14 protein-coding genes and 4 pseudogenes are annotated in these 18041 nt (G+C 68.7%); 3 read left to right on the plus strand and 15 right to left on the minus strand.

The window, feature by feature from the left end:
* From ACGF4C_RS34805 to ACGF4C_RS34815, 3 genes and pseudogenes are all read right to left on the minus strand, one after another.
* Window positions 1-191, minus strand: a 191-nt coding sequence (locus tag ACGF4C_RS34805; protein ID WP_393571936.1) for an FAD-dependent oxidoreductase, incomplete at its 3' end; no start/stop codon positions are given.
* Between the two features lie 7 nt (window positions 192-198).
* The gene (gene glpK, locus ACGF4C_RS34810; protein WP_393571938.1) at window positions 199-1722 is read right to left on the minus strand and encodes a glycerol kinase GlpK; all 1524 of its coding nucleotides are present in this window, start codon (window positions 1720-1722) and stop codon (window positions 199-201) included.
* Between the two features lie 407 nt (window positions 1723-2129).
* A pseudogene (locus tag ACGF4C_RS34815) lies at window positions 2130-2220 on the minus strand (acyl-CoA dehydrogenase family protein); the annotation flags it as partial.
* An 888-nt stretch (window positions 2221-3108) separates the two neighbouring features.
* Here ACGF4C_RS34815 and ACGF4C_RS34820 point away from each other — a divergent pair.
* Window positions 3109-3777 carry a DUF4142 domain-containing protein gene (locus ACGF4C_RS34820; protein ID WP_393571940.1) on the plus strand — a complete coding sequence of 223 codons (669 nt, stop codon included), beginning with the start codon at window positions 3109-3111 and terminating at the stop codon, window positions 3775-3777.
* 282 nt (window positions 3778-4059) lie between these two features.
* Here ACGF4C_RS34820 and ACGF4C_RS34825 read toward each other — a convergent pair whose 3' ends face one another.
* The 6 genes from ACGF4C_RS34825 to ACGF4C_RS34850 form a co-directional block, all read right to left on the minus strand.
* Window positions 4060-5430 (minus strand): LCP family protein, encoded by a 1371-nt coding sequence (locus ACGF4C_RS34825; RefSeq protein WP_393571942.1) that lies wholly within the window; start codon window positions 5428-5430, stop codon window positions 4060-4062.
* Between the two features lie 77 nt (window positions 5431-5507).
* On the minus strand, window positions 5508-7628 hold the full coding sequence (locus ACGF4C_RS34830; protein WP_393571944.1) for a bifunctional polysaccharide deacetylase/glycosyltransferase family 2 protein: 2121 nt from the start codon (window positions 7626-7628) through the stop codon (window positions 5508-5510).
* Window positions 7625-8041, minus strand: a complete 417-nt coding sequence (locus ACGF4C_RS34835) for a hypothetical protein (protein WP_393571946.1) — start codon at window positions 8039-8041, stop codon at window positions 7625-7627. The genes ACGF4C_RS34830 and ACGF4C_RS34835 overlap by 4 nt, the downstream gene beginning before the upstream one ends.
* Window positions 8042-8880: 839 nt before the next feature.
* A complete protein-coding gene (locus ACGF4C_RS34840; protein ID WP_393571948.1) occupies window positions 8881-9681 on the minus strand; it encodes an inositol monophosphatase family protein in 801 nt (266 codons plus the stop codon).
* Window positions 9682-10253: 572 nt separating this feature from the next.
* Window positions 10254-10850, minus strand: a complete 597-nt coding sequence (locus tag ACGF4C_RS34845) for a hypothetical protein (RefSeq protein ID WP_393571950.1) — start codon at window positions 10848-10850, stop codon at window positions 10254-10256.
* Window positions 10851-11265: 415 nt separating this feature from the next.
* The gene (locus ACGF4C_RS34850; RefSeq protein WP_393572036.1) at window positions 11266-11373 is read right to left on the minus strand and encodes an SgcJ/EcaC family oxidoreductase; all 108 of its coding nucleotides are present in this window, start codon (window positions 11371-11373) and stop codon (window positions 11266-11268) included.
* 17 nt (window positions 11374-11390) lie between these two features.
* Between ACGF4C_RS34850 and ACGF4C_RS34855 the strand changes: the two are divergent.
* A pseudogene (locus ACGF4C_RS34855) lies at window positions 11391-11873 on the plus strand (transposase); the annotation flags it as partial.
* A 398-nt stretch (window positions 11874-12271) separates the two neighbouring features.
* Here ACGF4C_RS34855 and ACGF4C_RS34860 read toward each other — a convergent pair.
* From ACGF4C_RS34860 to ACGF4C_RS34885, 6 genes and pseudogenes are all read right to left on the minus strand, one after another.
* Complete coding sequence (locus tag ACGF4C_RS34860; RefSeq protein WP_393571952.1) at window positions 12272-13204, minus strand: methylenetetrahydrofolate reductase; 933 nt, start codon at window positions 13202-13204, stop codon at window positions 12272-12274.
* A 21-nt stretch (window positions 13205-13225) separates the two neighbouring features.
* Complete coding sequence (locus ACGF4C_RS34865) at window positions 13226-14059, minus strand: IS5 family transposase (RefSeq protein ID WP_393571954.1); 834 nt, start codon at window positions 14057-14059, stop codon at window positions 13226-13228.
* A 470-nt stretch (window positions 14060-14529) separates the two neighbouring features.
* Window positions 14530-15519 (minus strand): glycine betaine ABC transporter substrate-binding protein, encoded by a 990-nt coding sequence (locus ACGF4C_RS34870; RefSeq protein ID WP_393571956.1) that lies wholly within the window; start codon window positions 15517-15519, stop codon window positions 14530-14532.
* Window positions 15519-15767: pseudogene (locus tag ACGF4C_RS34875) on the minus strand (ABC transporter permease); the annotation flags it as partial. The pseudogene ACGF4C_RS34875 and the gene ACGF4C_RS34870, both read right to left, overlap by 1 nt.
* A gap of 16 nt (window positions 15768-15783) precedes the next feature.
* A pseudogene (locus ACGF4C_RS34880) lies at window positions 15784-16176 on the minus strand (ATP-binding cassette domain-containing protein); the annotation flags it as partial.
* Between the two features lie 285 nt (window positions 16177-16461).
* A complete protein-coding gene (locus tag ACGF4C_RS34885) occupies window positions 16462-16929 on the minus strand; it encodes a carboxypeptidase regulatory-like domain-containing protein (protein WP_393571958.1) in 468 nt (155 codons plus the stop codon).
* 531 nt (window positions 16930-17460) lie between these two features.
* On the opposite strand from ACGF4C_RS34885, the gene ACGF4C_RS34890 reads away from it, so the two are divergent.
* A complete protein-coding gene (locus tag ACGF4C_RS34890; RefSeq protein WP_393571960.1) occupies window positions 17461-18018 on the plus strand; it encodes a hypothetical protein in 558 nt (185 codons plus the stop codon).
* The last annotated feature ends 23 nt before the right edge of the window (window positions 18019-18041 follow it).

An 18041-nucleotide genomic window follows, 5' to 3' on the forward strand; every position in this document is an offset into this window, starting at 1 on the left:
GCGAAGTCGCCGGCGTCCACCAGGGCCACCCGCAGTCCGGCCTGCGCGGCGTGCCAGGCGGTGGAGATGCCCAGGATGCCGCCACCGATCACCAGAAGGTCGTAGGTCGCCCGAGACAGTCGCTCACGGGTCTCGGCACGGCTGGGGGCGGGGTACGCGCTCAGGGGCTGGTCGCTGTGCAGGCTGCTCATCCCGTCCTCAGTGCTCCTCTTCGATCCAGCCGGTGGCCCGCTCGACTGCCTTGATCCAGTGCTGGTATTCGCGCTCACGGGACGCCGCTTCCATCCGGGGGGTCCATTCGGCGGCGCGGCGCCAATTGGCGCGCAGCGCGTCGGTGTCCGGCCAGAAGCCGACGGCCAGGCCGGCCGCGTAGGCGGCGCCGAGGCAGGTGGTCTCAGCGATCAGCGGACGGACCACGGGCGCGTCGAGGACATCGGAAATGGTCTGCATCAGCAGGTTGTTGGAGGTCATGCCGCCGTCGACCTTGAGCGCGGTCAGGGCGACGCCGGAGTCCTTGTGCATCGCGTCGACGATCTCGCGGGTCTGCCAGGCGGTGGCCTCAAGGACGGCGCGGGCGATGTGCCCCTTGGTGACGTAGCGGGTCAGGCCCGCGATCATGCCGCGGGCGTCGGAGCGCCAGTAGGGGGCGAACAGGCCGGAAAAAGCGGGGACGAGGTAGCAGCCGCCGTTGTCCGCCACCGAGCTGGCCAGGGTCTCGATCTCGGCGGCGGTGTTGATCAGGCCCAGCTGGTCGCGCATCCACTGGACCAGCGAGCCGGTGACCGCGATGGAGCCCTCCAGCGCGTAGACCGGCGCTTGTCGGCCGATCCGGTAGCCGACCGTGGTCAGCAGGCCGCTGTGGGAGTTGACGGGCTGGTGGCCGGTGTTCATCAACAGGAAGGTGCCGGTGCCGTACGTGGACTTGGCCTCGCCCTCGGAGAAGCAGGTCTGACCGAACAGCGCCGCCTGCTGGTCGCCGAGCGCGGCGGCGACCGGCACCCCGTACAGGACTCCGCCGGCGATGCCGTACACCTCGGCGGAGGAGCGGATCTCCGGCAGGACGGCGGCCGGGATATCCATGGAGGCGAGGATGCGCTCATCCCACTCCATCGTGTGCAGGTTCATCAGCATGGTGCGCGAGGCGTTGGTGACGTCGGTGACGTGGTGGCCGCCGTTGACGCCGCCGGTGAGGTTCCAGATCAGCCAGGAGTCCATCGTGCCGAAGAGGATCTCGCCGCGCTCGGCGCGCTCGCGCAGGCCCTCGACGTTGTCGAGCAGCCAGCGGATCTTCGGGCCCGCGAAGTACGAGGCCAACGGCAGACCGGTCTCGCGGCGGAAGCGGTCCTGGCCGACGTTGCGGCCGAGCTCCTTGCAGAGCGCGTCGGTGCGGGTGTCCTGCCAGACGATGGCGTTGTGGACCGGCTCACCGGTGTTCTTGTCCCAGAGGACGGTGGTCTCGCGCTGGTTGGTGATGCCGAGCGCCCTGAGATCGGCCCGGGTGATCCCGGCCTTGTTGAGGGCGCCGACGACGACCTCCTGGACGTCGGTCCAGATCTCGGCCGCGTCGTGCTCCACCCAGCCCGGCCTGGGGAAGATCTGTGCATGCTCTTTCTGGTCTACGGAGACGGTCCGGCCGTCCCGGTCGAAGATGATGCAGCGGCTGGAAGTGGTGCCCTGGTCGATCGCGGCGATGAACGGGCCCGCGGTGTGCGCGTCGGTCACGGTGTGTGCTCCTGGAGCGGCTCAATACGGTGCGGGGGCGGCGGGGCCCGATGTCCAGGGAAGCCAGCTGGTGCAGGAAGGCGCCGATTCAGCTCGTCGACCGGACCCGGCTAGCTCCAGTCGGAGCGACGCTGCTCCGATTCCGTCCGCCGTTCGACAATGTCGACCGCTGGACGGCAGTTTTGTCGGCCATGTGATGGACGTCAAGGGGTTGCCCGCCGGTAACTTAGAGCTGCAAAGCTGGGACGGGCGGTGATCAGCCCGGAGGCAGGGCCAAGGCGAGATGGCGCCGGCCGGCCGCACCGCCGGTCCGGAAGAGCCAGAGCCTGAGGCTCGTGGCAGGGTCGCCCAGCCGTACATCCCTTGAGGTTCCGGCAACGGACGCTTCGCATCACGAACCGTCCGCCGTCGTTGCGGGCCATCCATGCGACCTGCCAGACGAGCAGGCGGACGGCTTCGATCTCGGTACAGATCGGCTAGGGCGAAGGCGATGGCTTGGATGGCCATGGCCCGCGAGATGCGCTCCTGGCGGCGTCGGCTCAGCGGGTGTCGGTAGCGGTGCTTCTACGGGCTGCGCAACGGCAAGGTCGCAGCCTCGTCGTACACCGCACCCCCGACCGCATCCAGCCGGGCGATGGGCGGGCCACATTCCTGCGGGAGCACTCCGGGCTCGGGTGGGTCACCATCCGCGCGAATCGACCATGCCGACCGGCGCTGAAACGGTGCGGTCGGCCGACCGGCCGCACCTACACGAACGGGTCGCGCAGATCGAGCTGCCGCAAGGGAGCCGAGGAGGGATCACGCTCGTGGGTGACGCCTGCCAGGCCGTCTCCCTCCTCGCCGGACAAGGCCTACCCCCTCGGCACGGCCGGCGCCTACATCCTGGCCGACCAACTCCAGCGGAGCGACTGCGCCGAAGCCGCCTGCCGCACGAACGGATCTGGCATCCGATGATCACCGGCACACAACGCACCGTCCGAGAGGCCGCCCGGTGCTCTCTTCCCGATGCCGCCTGGCAACTCCATGTCCGGCGCGGGGCCTTGAAGGCTCCGGTCCGTCCGGCATCAACCGTTGCCGCGATGCGGCCCTCGCCGTGGAGTCCACCTCAGCCTCACGGAATCCGGCATCCGCATCCCGCATCCCGCATCCCGCATCCGGAAACCCTGAACCTCGGTCAAGGAATCGGCCCCGCAGGGCCAGAGCCAGTACCCATGCCGTGGCGCGAAGAGCGGGATCGTAGCTCACGCGCGCCGCCCGGCGGCCGGATTTGAGCATCGTCGCTCAATCCGCTTCATTGCCTAGTGCAACGGTTAGCGTGGCGCCGCCCACTCTCGCCCGGACGGCGGCGCCCGTCGGCAATCCGTCGCGCGCAATCCAGGAGGCACGATGAAATCTCACGCGCGAAACCCCCGGCCCACCTCGAACCGCGGCCGCCTCATCGCCGCCGCACTCGCCCTCACCTCAGTTATCGCTGCCGTGTCCGTGTGGCTGGGGCAGCGGAACAACTCTGCCGACGAGTCCGTCTCTGCCGATCTGCCGGCCGCGAGCGCGGCCCTGGCCGGCCCTCGTGGGAACACCGGCCCGGTCTCCGCGTTGGACAAGACCTTCCTCACCAAGGTCCGGCAGGCCGGCCTGTGGGAGATGCCGGCAGGGCGGCTCGCCCAGACACACGCATCGGGCGAAGCCATCAAGCGCGCCGGTATGCATCTGCTCGAAGGGCACAGCAAGCTCGACGAGCTGGCCCGTGAGGACTCCGAGGCGCTGAACGTGCCCATCCCCGACCAGGCCACCCCCGAACAACAGGGCTGGGTGGACCAGCTGAAGAACGCCCGGGGCCAAGCGTTCGACCAGCTCTTCGTGGACCTGCTGCGTGCATCCCACGGCAAGATCTTCATCACGATCGGCGAGGTGCGCGCCACAACCAAGAACTCGCTGATCCGGCGACTGGCCACGCAAACCAACAATACCGTCCAGGACCATATGGACGTTCTGGAGGACACCGGACTCGTCAAGGACGCCACCCTCGACGACGTCGCCTCGACCATTCCCAAATGACCTTCCCGCACAGCATCCACGGCACCGGGGGCGTTGATGAGTGATCACCAACGGCTCGGCAGGGGCGCCCAGGGGCCCCGCCTCGCACGATGTTGTCTGGATATGGGCACTCTCGCCGCCCAAGTTGGGGACAGGGTCACTGGTGATGAGGACCGTGGTCGCGACGAACGGGATGTCGTCGGCGACGCCGGAGAGGCCCGCGGAGACGCTGGAGTGGCGGCCGACCGGCCAGTTCGCCATCTGCCCTGACCGGGGCCGCTCCTGGTCCGCACGATCCTGCGGTCACCGTTCGGCCTGCTGCTCTTCCTGCTGCTGTGGGCGGTCGTCGCGTGACGGCGCGTGGCTGACGGCACCGCCCCGGTGCCGGGACGTCTTCCCCGTCTCCGTCACCGGCCGGTCGTACCGCAGGTCGTCGAAGAGCCGGGCCGACCTCCTGGCGTCCCACTTCAGTACGTTGCCCTTGGACGTGGGAACACCGATTCCGGACACGGGCACGTTGATCTGCTTGCCGTGTCCGCCCGTGACGTTCTGCACGGCGCGGAACATCCTGCTGAGATCGCGCAGGCTCATGTCCTTGTCGACGATGAGGGTGTCGAGCCCGGCCTGCGCGGCCGGACCGATCTTCAGCGGGTCGAAGAGGGTGTCGGGCCGGGCGGCCTGGTGGGCGAGGGCCGACAGGAACTTCTGCTGGTTCCTCGACCGGCCCAGGTCGCCCTCCTTCTCCTGGTGCCGCTCGCGGACGAAGGCGAGCGCCTGCTTGCCGTTCAGGGTGTGACAGCCTTTGCGCAGATCGGCGCCCGACTTCTCGTCCTTGATGTCCCGGTCCAGACACATCCGAACGCCGCCGATGGCGTCGACGATGTTCACGAAGCCGGCGAAGCCGATCTCCGCATAGTGGTCGATGCGCAGCCCGGTGTTCTTCTCGACGGTGTGCACGAGCAGTTCGGGGCCTCCGTAAGAGAAGGCGGCGTTCAGCTTGTCCCCCTCGGGCCGCTTGGTCTTGCCCGTCGACGTGTCGAGGCGGCCGGGCACGGTGATCCAGGAGTCGCGCGGCAGGCTGACCATGCTGGTTCCGTGGGCCCCGGTGTGCAGCAACATCATCGAGTCGGTGCGCCGCCCGCCGCCCCCGCCGGCGTGCAGGTCTTTCACGTCGCCCTCGGAGAGCCCGTCGCGGCTGTCCGAGCCCACGATGAGGTAGTTGGTGCCCTCGCCGGGCGGCGGACGGTCCCCGTACGCGCCGAGGTCGACGTCACGTTGGAGCCGGGTCTCGGCCCAGCCGTACGTGCCGCCCGCCGCGACGGCCACAACGGCCAGCAGGACGAGCGCCGCCCGCCGCAGCCTCCTGCGCTTCTTCGGCTGCCGGGCGTGGGCGCGCCGGGGCCCGTAGTGCGAGCTGGGGCGTTCGGCGAACCGCTCACGCGCGGCAGCGTCTTCCGGGTCCGCGTACGGGTCCTGGCCGGCGTACGGACCCGGATCGGCGTACAGCGCCGGCTCGACGTACGGTCCCCGGCCGCCCCCCGGCTCCGGGCGCCACAGTTCGCCCGTCACCCGCACCGGCCCCCGGCGCACGGGACGACTCCCGGCGTCACCGTACCGGCCCTGCTCCCCCATAGGTGTGGTGCGTCCGGCCCGCTGGTCAAGCGGGTCTGTCATGGTCAACTCCCTCGGTCATGTCCCAGGTCGGACTCGCGCGGCCGCCCGCCGGTTCCCCTCCCGTCCCCTCCGTTCCCTCACCGCGACGACAGGCTCCGCCCCGGGGGCAGTTCCTCGAGGGGATCTCCGGACGTCCCGGCGGACGGTGCTTCCAGCAGATACGGGTCGGCGGTTCCGGTGCGCTTCATGCTGTGCCACTTCAGGCGGGTGCCGAGCAGCGCCGTGGTCACGGAGTGGATGACCACCAGGTACATCAACTGCCGGTAGACGAACTGCTGGAGCGGCAGCACCCACAGCACACGCAGCCGTTCGCGATCGAGCCGCAGCGCGTACGCGGCGGTGACCAACTGGACGGCGAGGAACCCGAACCAGACGAGTGCAGCCTCCACGGGGTCGCGGAACAGCGCCCCGAAAAGGGCGAACAGGTCCACGACCGGTGCGCACAGCGGCAGCACGATCTGGAACAGCGTGACGTAGAGCAGCACGCGTCGGCCGAAGCGGCCGGCGGGGCCCACCTCCACCGCCGCGTGCCGGTGCTTCCACATCGACTGGAGGGTGCCGTAGCACCAGCGGTAGCGCTGACGCCACAACTGCCGGACCGTGCTGGGGACTTCGGTCCAAGCCACCGCCGACTCCTCGTAGACCACGCGCCAGCCGGCCCGCCAGAGCGCCATCGTGAGGTCGGTGTCCTCAGCCAGGGTCTCGTCGCTGACGCCGCCGATACCCATCAGCGCGTCCCTGCGGAAGGCGCCGATCGCCCCCGGCACCGTCGGCATGCACTCCAGGACCTCGAACATCCGCCGGTCGAGATTGAAGCCGAGGACGTACTCCAGGTGCTGCCATTTGCCCAGCAGGCGGCGCCGGTTGCCGACCTTGGTGTTGCCGCTGACCGCACCCACCGCCGGGTGGGCGAGCGGCTGGATCAGCCGGGCCAGCGCCGCGGGTTCGAAGATGGTGTCCGCATCGACCATGACGACGATGTCGTGCCGGGCGTGCGCCAGTCCGGTGTTGAGGGCGCTGGGCTTGCCGCCGTTCGGCTGCCGGATCACCGTGACCCGCGGGTCGTCGATGTCCTCCGCAATGTCGGCGGTGGCATCGGTCGAGCCGTCGTCGATCACGATGATCTGCAGATGCGGGTGGGTGGAAGCGAGCAGCGAGTACACGGTGGAGGCGATGCCGGCCTCCTCGTTGTACGCGGGCACCAGGACCGTCACCGGGTCCCGCACCGCGCGCAGCCGTGGTGCGCCGGGCCGGTACCGGTGCAGCCTGCGCACGTGGAGCCGGGCGAACACCGCGAACAGGAGCATCCGCAGGACGCCGAGCACACCCGTGAGGGTCAGCGTCCACACCATCACGGTGAGGAAGGCGTGCCCGAGGCGCTGCGCCCAGATCAGGCCCGCACCCTTCATCTCCTGGGCGGCCGGGACCTCGTCGAGGAAAGAAAGACGTTTCAGCCCGCCGCTGACGGTGGTGAACCGCTTCACGCTGCGGTCCCGCAGAAGATCCTCCGCCTCGTGGTAGCCCAGGTCGGTCTGGCTGTGCTGCGTCACCACCCCCCGCCACGGCCTGCGGTCCTTGTGATCGGAAGCGACCACCAGATACCCCTGGCCCGCCGCGCGCTTCGCGGCCGTCCACTCGGCGCCGCACAGCGTGTCCGCTGCCGTGGTGTGCGGCAGCCGCAGCAGGGTGGTGTTGATGCCGGCCGCACCCGCGAGAGCGCTCTGGGTGAGCGACAGCTCAAGCCGCGCGCGCACCGGAGAGGCGACACCGAGGTCGCCGCCGCTGTAGGTGTACGAGCCGATCTCGTGCCCCTCGCGCAGAATCCGCCGCATCAACTCCGGGTAGCGGGCCGCGTCCTTCCCGTAGACGAAGAAGGTCGCCCGCGCCTGGTGCCTGCGCAGCAGGTCGAGCAGACGCGGCGTCCACACCGGGTCGAACCCGCCGTCGAAGGTGAGCGCGACGGTCCCCGGCGGCATGGCCGCGGTGGCGACCCCCTTCGGGCCGAACCGCAGCAGCGGCTTCCCGTCGTCCGCCTCGCGCGGGATCGGCCTGGTGCACGGCGGCTTGGTGCGGGCGGCGTCGACCTGGTGGGTCGTCCAGCCCTCGAAGAGGAGGGTGACGGCGACCACCAGGAGGACCAACAGGAGGACCAGCCAGTGTCCGCGCGGCGGGCGCCGAACAGCGGAGCGCCGGCTCACTGCTTCGGACCTCCGGCCGACGGGGCGGATCTGCCGGCCGCCGGGTGGCGGTGGTCGTCGCGGTCCGCGTGGGCCCTGGCCGGCGGCCGGTGTGCCTCGGCTCGGGCCGGTGCGCCGTGGCCGACTTGCGACGTGTCGGTGCCCGGGCCGGAAGGCACCGGTCCGTTCATACTCGGCGGGTGCGTGCCGACGGGCTGCCGCAGTCCGCTGATCAGCGTGCCGACGAACAGCAGATACCCGACGCAGGCGCATCCCACGGCCAGTGCCACGCCTTGCAGCGTCCGCCTGCGCCAGCCCGACTGGCTGATGAATACGGGGAGTTGGGGGGCGGCTGCCTGGGGGCGCCGGGCCGCCGGGGTCACGCGAGGCGCCGTTGCCGACACCGCGTCCCGGTGCGGCATGTGCTGTGTCATGTCCTGCCCTGTGCGCTGCGCCGTGTACGGCTCCCTGCGGGCAGGGGGTACGGACGACAATCGCCCGTCGTGCGGTGTGCTGGCTATGTGGGGGATGCCCTGCACTGGTGCTCCTGATCTGCGGCCGCGCACGCGCGACTCTTTGTGTGTGGGGGATACGGACCCGGGGGTCCGCTGTACTGCCCGTGAGACGTCGGAGCCGCATCCCGGTGCCCGGCGCGTACGGACACTTTCCGTACGTGCGCATGCCGTGCGCCCTTCCCGGGTGGGGCCAGGAAGACCACGTACGCATGTGCCCTCACAAGGGCCGGGAGGCCAGGGTGCAGCCCTCAGCCATCACGCAGCCCCCGACCCTACTCGCGCACCCGGGTGGCACGGCAACAGGCCGTCCTGGCCTTCACCTCACGATGAACGACACCTACCACGTCGACATCACGATCACACTCGACGTCGCGACGCGCTCCATCCGTGCCTGGCGCCTGATCTGCACCGCGTCTCCCGCCCCCACGCTGAACAAGGAACTTCGGGACCGCGGCGGCCTGCCCCGTCCGCGGCCTCCCGAGGGCCCGAGAGGGCGCGCTGACGGTTCGTCAAGGGGTTGCTGACGGTCACAGGCGTGAGCAATCTCAACTCGCCAGGCGCCTTCTCGGCGTTTGACCCTGGTCCGGGTGAAGCCGAAGACGCTTCCGCCGGCGTCATGCCAACGCCCGCCACCCAGACGTCCTCGCAGCACAAGGCCGTGTCACGTACACCGGATGCGCAGCGAAAAGGGCATCCGCTGGGCGGCAGGTCCCGCCACGTCGCAGCCTGCCCCGCCCGGCGGCCGTGCGGCCACAGCGCTAGCTTCGGCTGCGCATCATCGACATCAGCAGCCCGTGGGTCTCGTCGTCGGCGGCGACCACAAGCCCACGACCTGCCTCACCGAGCGGGGCACCGTCGATCCCGGTGACCGCGCAGCCGGCAGCCCGGCACACAGCTATGCCGGCCGCGAAATGCACGCTCCTGGAGAGGTCGCCGCCATCGGTGACATACGCGGCGCGCTTGCCGGCGGCGACCCAGGCCAGCGCCAGCGTCGTGGATACGACGCGCGGCCGGAAACGCTCGACGAACTCAGGGTGGGCCAGCAGATCCACGGCGCGGAATCCCGGCGCACTCGGGAACGGCGGATCGAGGTTGACGTCCACCAATCGGGTAGCGGGCGTGGGCGTCAGTGGTGCGTCGTCGGCCCCGTCCTGCCGCACCCAGGCAGTCTCCCCGTCGGTGAAGAACACCTCGCCGCTGAACGGGTCGGCCACCGCCGCCGCCCCATCGCGCAGCGCCACGTTGACGGCCACCAGCATGTTGCCTACGGCGTAGTTCAGCGTGCCGCACAGGGGATCCACCAACCACTGGCGCCCGGCGTCGGCGGCGCCCTGCTGTCCGCCTTCCTCGCCGAGCACCGCGTCATCGGGCCGTGCGACTCGGATGACGCCGAGGATCGTCTTCTCGGCCTCCACATCGGCGGCGGTGGCAAAGTCCCCGGCACCCTTGTCGATGCGGTTGAGCCGCTGACCGTACATGGTGCGGACCACGACCGCGCCGGCCCGCGCCCCGGCTATCGCGACTGAAGCATCGTCGGCGCTCGCGTAGGAGTTGATCACGCCGTGCAGACTATCGAGGAGAAGCCACCGGCGAACCTTGCCGGTGCGCCCGCCAGACATAAAAGGCGCGAAAGCGGCGCAAGGAGCAGGCTGCAGCCGAAGTCGAGAAGGTACCCCAGCCGTGGAGGCCGAGCCCGAGATCCGGAGGGCGAGGAGCGCCGCCAACGCCGGGCGCGATTGAAGGCGGCAGCCCTGGGCCGCTCCCGTGGCGACCTGACCAGCAAGGTTCACCTGTCGGCCGACCGGCGCTGCCGTCCGTTGTCGTTCGTGCCCGCAAGACCGTGGAGCGGTGCATCAACAAGACCAAGGACTGGAGGGGACTGGCCACGCGTTTCGACAAGAGGCCCGACAGCTACATGGCGGGGCTTGAGCTGCGCGACGCGGTCATCTGGCTGCGCAGCCTCCACCCCGCCCACGTGCTGACGACTCTGAAAAGGCCCAGCAGTCGATGGCTGAGCAGACCACGTCTTCGCATCGCCCGCTCGACCTACGAACGAGATATCTCATGACCGACGGCGGCCAATACGGCAACATTTCCCATTGCGGCACCCGGGGCGCTGGAGTCTCCCCACTCAGCGAAGACCGAGCTTCTCGCGTTCGGCTTCGATCAACTCCTCCATGAGTTCCTCCGGGTCCACCGTGTACTCGGCGTCATCGAGGACGTCATAGTCCAGGGTGCTTAGCGGTAGACCGAGCTCGGCGAGTTCGGCGGCCAGTTGTGTGAACGCGATTCGTTTGTCGGGCTCGTCCTGGTACCTTGCCTGCTCAGCGGCGGCCGCCTCGGTCAGAGTCAGGCCGACCAGGCCCCAGAAGGTGAACTCGGTGTCCAGCTCTATGAGGTGCCAGGCACGGTCTGCGGGTTCGTCGGGGTGCAGCCAATAGCCGATCCACCCCTTTCCGCCCTTCGCCACGAGCTTGACGTACTTGGCCATCTCCGCGGCTCCGGCGTTGACGGCCTGCATCTCCGGGTCCGTGAGTTCCTCTTCGCTCAGATAGCTGGTGTTCAGGAGCGGGTGGACCTCGCCCGCCTCGAAGAAGTCGAGGTCGAGAAGGTGGGTGAAGTCGGTGCGGCCTTCCCACTGCGCCACAAGCAGCACGCGCAGATCGTCGGGTATTGGACGGCCGTCCAGCCGTTCGCGGGAGAACTCAGCGAGCCGTTCGTCGTACATACGCCCCCTCCAGAGGTCAAAGCAAGATCCTCGCGTCAACGTAACAGCGGTGTCTGACAAGAGGTGGGGTGTGCCAACGACTGCCGACCACCCCCGTGATCCGGACTCAGAACAGGCCTAGGAGTTCTGTCGCCGCCACTCCTGCGGAGACTGACGAGCCAAATCCTCGTCGTCTCCCACGAAGTCCGCCAGGTCCATCCACCCGGTGTTGTGGAACGCCAGGATCTTTCCGTCCCGCACGATATTCATCTGGATCGCTTGCCACTCCCCCACCCGCGGTCCTTCGGGAACCCACAGGGTCGAGACGGTGTGTATGAGCAGGATCCGGTCCGCGAGTTGGCGGCTGTCGAGGCACCGGATCGCCAGACGGCTGCCCTGGTAGACGGTGTCGAAGATTTCTGATGTTCCGTGGCGATCACCTCCGACCGCGCTGGACGCGACCCACCACGTCGACGAAGTCCGCGTCCTCCGCGAAGTACGCGGCCCAGGCGGCCCCGTCACCCGTGTTCCAGGCGCGCGTCATCCCGGCGAGCATCTCGTGCGTCCTGGAACCCCGACGCGGTCCGCGATGACGTGCAGCACTACGTTGCCGAGCACCTTGGTTGCCCAGACGGTGTGTTGGTCGTCGATGACACCGGCTTCATCAAGAAGGAAACCGCTTCGGCCGGCGTCCAGCGTCAGTATTCCGCCACGGCCGGGCCGAACGGAGAACTGCCAGGTCGCAGTCTTCGCCGCCTACGCCCCGCCCAAGGGCCGGGCACTGGTCGACCGGGAGCTCTACCTGCCGAAGTCCTGGACAGGTGACATGGACAGGTGACATCGACCGGTGCCGGGCGGCGGGCATTCCCGAGAACCCGGGGTTTCGCGACCAAGGGCGAGCCGGCCCGGGCGATGATCCTGCGGGCCCTGGCCTCGCCCCTGCCCATCGCCTGGGTGACCGGCGACTGCGCCTACGGCCAGGAATGGCGCAGGCGCCGCGCTTTGGAAGAAGCCGGTGTCGGTTACGTCCTGGCGGTGCCGAAGTCCCAGCAGCTTCACGCCCCCTACGGACGTATCGACCACACCATCGCCCAGGCACCACAGGAAGCCTGGGAACGACTGTCCCGCGGCGACGGCGCGAAGGGTCCACGACTCTACGACTGGGCTGCCGCCCGCCTGCCGGCCATCGACGTCTTCGACGGCGACGCACCGACGCACGAGCGGTGGATGCCGGCCCACCGCAGCCTGGCCAGGCCGGACGAGATCGCCTACTACATGGCTTACGCACCTCAACGGCACCAAGGTCGGCGACTTGGTGCGGATCGCCGGCTCACGATGGGCGATCAGCTGAACATCAGCCGCCGCAGCGAACTGCCCGTCCAGCCCCGTGGTCCGGAACAGGACCGATGCAGGCGACGACCGCTTGCCGACCTGACGATGATTCAGCCCAGCAGGTCGCGGATCTCCCGGACGAGGTCGATGGAGGCGTCGATCTCCAGTTTGCGGTTGGTGAGGCTCTCGACGTTGATCCCGAAAGGCAGGCCGAGGTGGCGGCAGTACGCGATCAGGGCCCGGGCGTTGAGGAGGCACTGCTCGTACGACGCGGCGAGGGGGTCGCCGCGGGTGATCTCGGCTTGTAGCCATCGCGGGACCTCGATGCCGAGCCAGGTCATGAACTCCAGGGTCTTCACCGACCCGCACGGGGCCAGGGTCAGCACCACCGGCTTCGGGTCCAGGCCCTGGTCGCGGCAGCCGTGGGTGTAGTCGGAGAGCAGGTTGCGGGTGTGGTCCAGGTCGTAGCAGACCTGGGAGACAAAGAACTCGCAGCCGGCGTCCTGCTTGTGCAGCATGCGTGCGTGCTCCGTCCCCGAGGCGGCGTGCCGTTCGGCGATGACCACGCCGCCCATCCGCGGCGGGAGGGAGAGCCCGGCATGCCGGCGGTAGGCCTCGGGAAGGCTCGTCCGGACCACCTGGTGCCGGGAGGCCGCGCCGACCAGGACGGTCAGCACCCGGTCGTGGTCGGCCTGCGACCACCAGCGGTCCAGCTGGTCGCCGGTGTACTTGCCCACGGCGCGGTAGACGATCACCGGGCCGGCCCAGTCGGCGAGGTGGCCGTCCAGGAAGTGGGCGGGGTCCATCATCGGCATGAACGGGAACGGTCGCGGGGCCTCGGTCCGGTCGGCCTCGGCGTCCACGTCGTAGAGGATGAGCCCGTCGACCTGCACCGACCGGAGCCGGGTCAGGGTCGCGGCGGCGATGGCGTCGGCCTGCTCGGGGGTGGTGGTCTGCCGTGGCGGGGTCAGGCCGAAGAGCAGGACGCCGTCACGGGTGCGGTCCATGAGCTCGGCGGCCGTCACGGTCTCGGGGGAAGCCATTCGTGCATTATGTCAGCCCACTCACGGCGGGAACCGCGCGGCGGCAGCCCATCGGTCCTGCTCGGCCCGGCGCCGGGCAGCCTGCCGGACGAGACGGCGGCTGAGGAGCATGGCCTGTGCGAAGTAGATAAACGCCTCGCTGGAGGCGGGCAGTGTCTCGAAGTCCCGCACCAGGCGGCGCGAGCACATCAGCCATCCCAGGCTCCTCTCCACCACCCACCGTCTCGGCAGCACCACGAACCCTGACATGTCGTCTGAGCGTTTCACGATCTGCAGGGTGAGCTGCAGTTTCTCCTTCGCCCAGGCCACGAGCCGGCCCCGGTAGCCGTTGTCGACCCACATCAGCGTGATCGCGGCGCACCGGGCTCGCAGGCTGGGCAGCATCATGTGGGCGGCCTGGCGGTCGGTGACGTTCCCGGCCGTCACCAGCACCATCAGTAGCAGGCCCATGCAGTCCGTGATGACGTACCGGCGCCTGCCGTTGATCTTCTTGCCGCCGTCGTAGCCCCGTGAGGCCGCGGGCACCGAGGCCGCAGCCTTGACGGACTGTGAGTCGATGACCGCCGCCGTCGGCTGTGCCTGGCGCCCTTCAGCCTGGCGGGCCTTCTCCCGCAGCCGGCCGTGGAACTCCTGGGCCAGGCCCTTCGCGCGCCACCTGCGGAAGAATGCGTAGACGCGGTCCCACGCAGGGAAGTCCGCGGGAAGCGCGCGCCATTTCACTCCGTCGTCGGTGACGTACCGCACGGCGTCCAGCATCTGCCGGTGGCAGTAGCCCTCCGGCTGTCCGCCCCGGCCCTCCAGCCAGGCCGGGACCGGCATCGCGTCGCGCACCACCTGCCACTCCGCGTCTGTCATGTCGGAGGGATACCGCCGCACCTGGTCGGGGCGGTCGGCCGCGTTTCCGAACTGGCGAGCGAGGCAATCGCACGCCGATACACGCAAGTTGGACGGGACGGGGACCGGCACCCAAGACTGGGACAACGGGGCCTCCCTGCACTCGAGTTGGCTTCGCAACCCTCGTGGGCACCGGAGGTCCTGCCTTCACGCGCCGACCTGACCAAGATCACCCGACCGGGGATCCCGTTCGATCAGAACCGTCCTCATGATCGATAGGGCAACGACTTCTCACTGGCGCAGCCGTCACCAGGCCACCGCCCGGCACTGCCCCTACCGAAGAAGAAACCAGCTCAGGCAACGATTTCTGACTGGAGTACTAAGACGCGCCGTTCGGATCATGGTGTCCCGACCCTCCGGGCGGCAGCGTCCACACGAACGGCAGGGCGCGCTCTCCTCCTGCTCGTCGGACGCTCGTGCGGATCCGTCTGTCAGCCTTCCCGGATGAAGCCCTCCCGCACCAGCCAGTCCTTCGCCACCTCGTGCGGGTCCTCCCCGTCCACGTCCACCCGCGCGTTCAGCCGCTGGGCCTGCGCCCCCGTAAGCCGCTTGGTGATCGGGGCGAGGAGGTCGGCGATGGCGGGGTACTTCCTCATTGTGGCGCTGTTCATCTCGGGTGCCGCGTTGTAGTTGGGAAAGAAGTGCCGGTCGTCCTCCAGCACCTTCAGCTTGAGTGCGGGAATGCGGCCGTCGGTGGTGGCCGCCACGCCGAGGGCGCAGGCCACGCCTTCGGCGACCTGGGTGTAGACGACGCCGTCGTCCATTTTTTTGAAGTTCCCGCGCTGGAGGGCGAATCCGTACGTCTTCGCCACGCCCGGCAGGCCGTCGTCGCGCACCGAGAACTCGCTTCCGCCGCAGATCGTCGCCGCGCCCGGGTCCTTCTTCGTCAGACGTGCCACGTCGGAGAGTGCGCGCAGCCGGTACTTGTGCGCATTCGCCTGGTTCGTGACCAGCGCGTAGGTGTTGTTGAGCGGGGCGGCGGGCAGCCAGGTGATGCCGTTGCGGCGGTCCTGATCGCGTACGGCCTCCCACTGCTCGTGCGGGTCGACGACCCGCTTGGTGTGACCGAGGTAGGTGATCCAGGCCGTGCCGGTGTACTCGTACATCCCATCTGCCGCACCGGACTTGACCGCCTCGCGGGCACCGATCGAGCCCTGGATGTTCGTCCGGTCCAGGACTTCCGCGCCGGCCGCTTTGAAGACCAGCCCCATGATCTGGCCCAGGATGATCTGCTCGGTGAACTCCTTTGAGGTCACGGTCAGTTGGGCGCCTTCCAGCGGTCGCCCCTTCCCGATGGAACCGGGCTGCACCGAGTCGGCCAGCGGGCTGCCGCTGGTCAGTCCGCAGCCGCTCAGCCCTGCAGCGGCGAGCAGCAGGGCACCCGCGCCCGCAACGGCCGTCCGCACCTGAGCCAGGCGCATCAGTCCACCTCCAGGCCGCGTGGGCATTGCAGCAACTCGACGAGCCTACCCAGCCAGTCCATGATCAGTGCCATGGCGACCGCCAGAACGGAGCCGAGCACCGGCACCGGCATGCGCTGGTTGGTGATGCCGCAGGAGCCCAGGTCCTCGAGTCCTCCTCCTACGCCGAAAGTGGCCGGCGTCGCGAGGCCGACGTTCAGCACGAGCGCGGTCCGTACGCCCGTCAGGATCAGCGGGACTGCCAGGGGCGAATTCGACCCGGAACAGCGGAACGGGCCCCGTGGCCTGGGTGGCGTAGCCGGTGGTGCGGCGCAGCGCCACGGGGTTGAGGCCGGTGACGTCCTCACCGCCGATGGTGATCTGGCCCGAGGCCGGCTCGATCAGCCGGTTGATCATCTTGAGGGGGGTGCTCTTGGCGCAGCCCGAGCGGCCCACAAGGCTCACGGTTTCGCCGGCCGCTTCGGCCCGGGTCACGTCCTCCACGGTCGGGGCGACGCTGTCCGGACGGCGCTTGGTGAGGTTGTCCAGCCGGATACTCGCGCCGGCGGCGGCCGACCGGTCGGGCCCGGCGGATCGGGCGGATCGGGCGGATCCGCCGGGGCCCGCGGCACCGGACGTTGGGGAGGTCGGTTCGACGATTTCGGCAGAGTCAGCCACGGATCCCCCGTGAGACGGTGAACCATCCGATCAGCACGTACCCGGCGTCGAACGGCAGGGCTGGAACGACGATTCCGAGCATCCCCGACAGTACGTCGTCGAGCGTGTTCGCACTGCCCGGTGAGGCGTTCATCTGCTGTCGAAACTCGTGAACAAGCCACCTTCTAGTCGGGTTGCGCGAACGCGCTGCGGCAACGGCAGCGTCGATTCCTCTCGACCAGCTGTGGCTCCCCCTTCACGAGACAGCCAGCTCCATGGACCAACTGCTTGGCCACAGTGCCTCGGCTATGCCTGTCCGCTGAAATAACGGTGAAGCCGCTCCTGGAATTCCTGAAGCGCCTGGGTGTGCTGTTTGAGCCTGGACAGGCGCGCGCGTGCCGTGGCCGCGTAGCCGGCCTCTCCCTCCGCCTCCGCATCACTCAACGCCGCAGCAAAGAGATACCCGCCCAGAGCGTCCACGGCCGATGCTGGATCGGCGTCCTGTCCGCTGCGCAGCAGGCAACGGTCCAGAGGTACGTCGTTGTCGGCCACCACGTTGGAGACCACGGAAGGCTGCCAGTCCTCTGCGTTGTTGAGCGTGGGATGGGTGTCGAACCGAACGGTGACTGATTCCCCGGAGGGAATCTCCACGTCGTAACGCCCTTCATCGTCCGTATAGACATGCTTCATGCGCGACAGATCGCGACGATAGACGCTGACCTGGATCAGCCGGATCGGTTCATTTCCATTGATGGTTCGCACATGGCCATGCATGAAAGTCTCCTCCCGGCGATACGCACCGCATATGACGCGCCCGGCCGACACAACCTTGGTCGCACGAGGCATCAGCGGTCGGTCCGGTCAGCTCTCGGCACATAGGCGCGAGGTGTTGACGGCACGGTTGATGCTTCCGTCGAACCACCGTCGAACCCGCACTTGCTGTTGGTCACCTTGCCTGGCCATTGGCGCAACCTCGACGTACCTCGACGTACCTCGACGAACAGCTGGCGCTCCTGCAGGCGGGCGGGCCGGATACTGGCCGCCGGCACACAAGCGTCCATCCGTCCCTCTCACCCAGTCTGTCCGAGCTCGAAACCCGCCACCACTTGAGCGGCAGGTCACTGGACGAGGGCTTGAGACGACAACACCGGATGGCACAGACAACGCCCGATGGCACAAGAGAAATGGCACAAGAAAAACCGTCGAGAGAAACCGTCAAGTGGCGGCCCTCCGGATCCGGCGTCATCCTTTTGCTGAGAGACCTCTGGAGTCGTCGCCTCCGGCATCGCCACCTCTGGAGCCGTCATGGCCGTGCACTTCGACATCAACCTGATCGTGGTCTCGGAGGACATCTTCACTCCAGCCGAGTTGAAGCAGGTCAACGACTCCGTGGACATCATGAAGACGATCTTCGCCACCCATGGCCCGGTGATCGGTACGATTCACCGCTTCAAGATCGAACACAGGGTCGCCGGGGTGGACGCCATCATCTTCAACTCAGCCGACGCCATGGCCCTGGCCGACCGGTTTGCCGTGCGCAGCAACGACGCTCTCGACGTGTTCGTCGTGAAGCGCATGTTCCACCCCACCGACGTCGGATACTCCCCCACACCCGGCGCGTGCGGGAAGAACAAGGCCAGGGGCCGACTGAGAGCGCCGGTGGTGTCCCTGAACGGAAGCACGGCGGACAGCGGCAACACCTTCGCCCACGAGGTCGGTCACTTCCTTGGCCTGCCGCACTGCGAGAAGGACGAATCGCTGTGCGGCCCCGCGAACTTCATGCGGGCGCAGTCGGGTACCAACACCGGGATCACGCCCGCCCAGGCGGTCAAGATGATCACACATTGCCAGGTCACCCTGTAGGTCAGACCCCTGTCAGTCCCCTG

It is taken from the genome of Streptomyces sp. NPDC048197, assembly GCF_043202395.1.
Taxonomy (GTDB): Bacteria; Actinomycetota; Actinomycetes; order Streptomycetales; family Streptomycetaceae; genus Streptomyces; species Streptomyces siderophoricus.

Coding starts and splice junctions, on each gene's coding strand:
- ACGF4C_RS34820 (WP_393571940.1), top strand. CDS start 3,109: ATGAAATCTCACGCGCGAAACCCCCGGCCCACCTCGAACCGCGGCCGC.
- ACGF4C_RS34825 (WP_393571942.1), bottom strand. CDS start 5,430: ATGACAGACCCGCTTGACCAGCGGGCCGGACGCACCACACCTATGGGG.
- ACGF4C_RS34835 (WP_393571946.1), bottom strand. CDS start 8,041: ATGACACAGCACATGCCGCACCGGGACGCGGTGTCGGCAACGGCGCCT.
- ACGF4C_RS34845 (WP_393571950.1), bottom strand. CDS start 10,850: ATGTACGACGAACGGCTCGCTGAGTTCTCCCGCGAACGGCTGGACGGC.
- ACGF4C_RS34850 (WP_393572036.1), bottom strand. CDS start 11,373: ATGACGCGCGCCTGGAACACGGGTGACGGGGCCGCCTGGGCCGCGTAC.
- ACGF4C_RS34860 (WP_393571952.1), bottom strand. CDS start 13,204: ATGGCTTCCCCCGAGACCGTGACGGCCGCCGAGCTCATGGACCGCACC.
- ACGF4C_RS34865 (WP_393571954.1), bottom strand. CDS start 14,059: ATGACAGACGCGGAGTGGCAGGTGGTGCGCGACGCGATGCCGGTCCCG.
- ACGF4C_RS34870 (WP_393571956.1), bottom strand. CDS start 15,519: ATGCGCCTGGCTCAGGTGCGGACGGCCGTTGCGGGCGCGGGTGCCCTG.
- ACGF4C_RS34885 (WP_393571958.1), bottom strand. CDS start 16,929: ATGCATGGCCATGTGCGAACCATCAATGGAAATGAACCGATCCGGCTG.
- ACGF4C_RS34890 (WP_393571960.1), top strand. CDS start 17,461: ATGGCCGTGCACTTCGACATCAACCTGATCGTGGTCTCGGAGGACATC.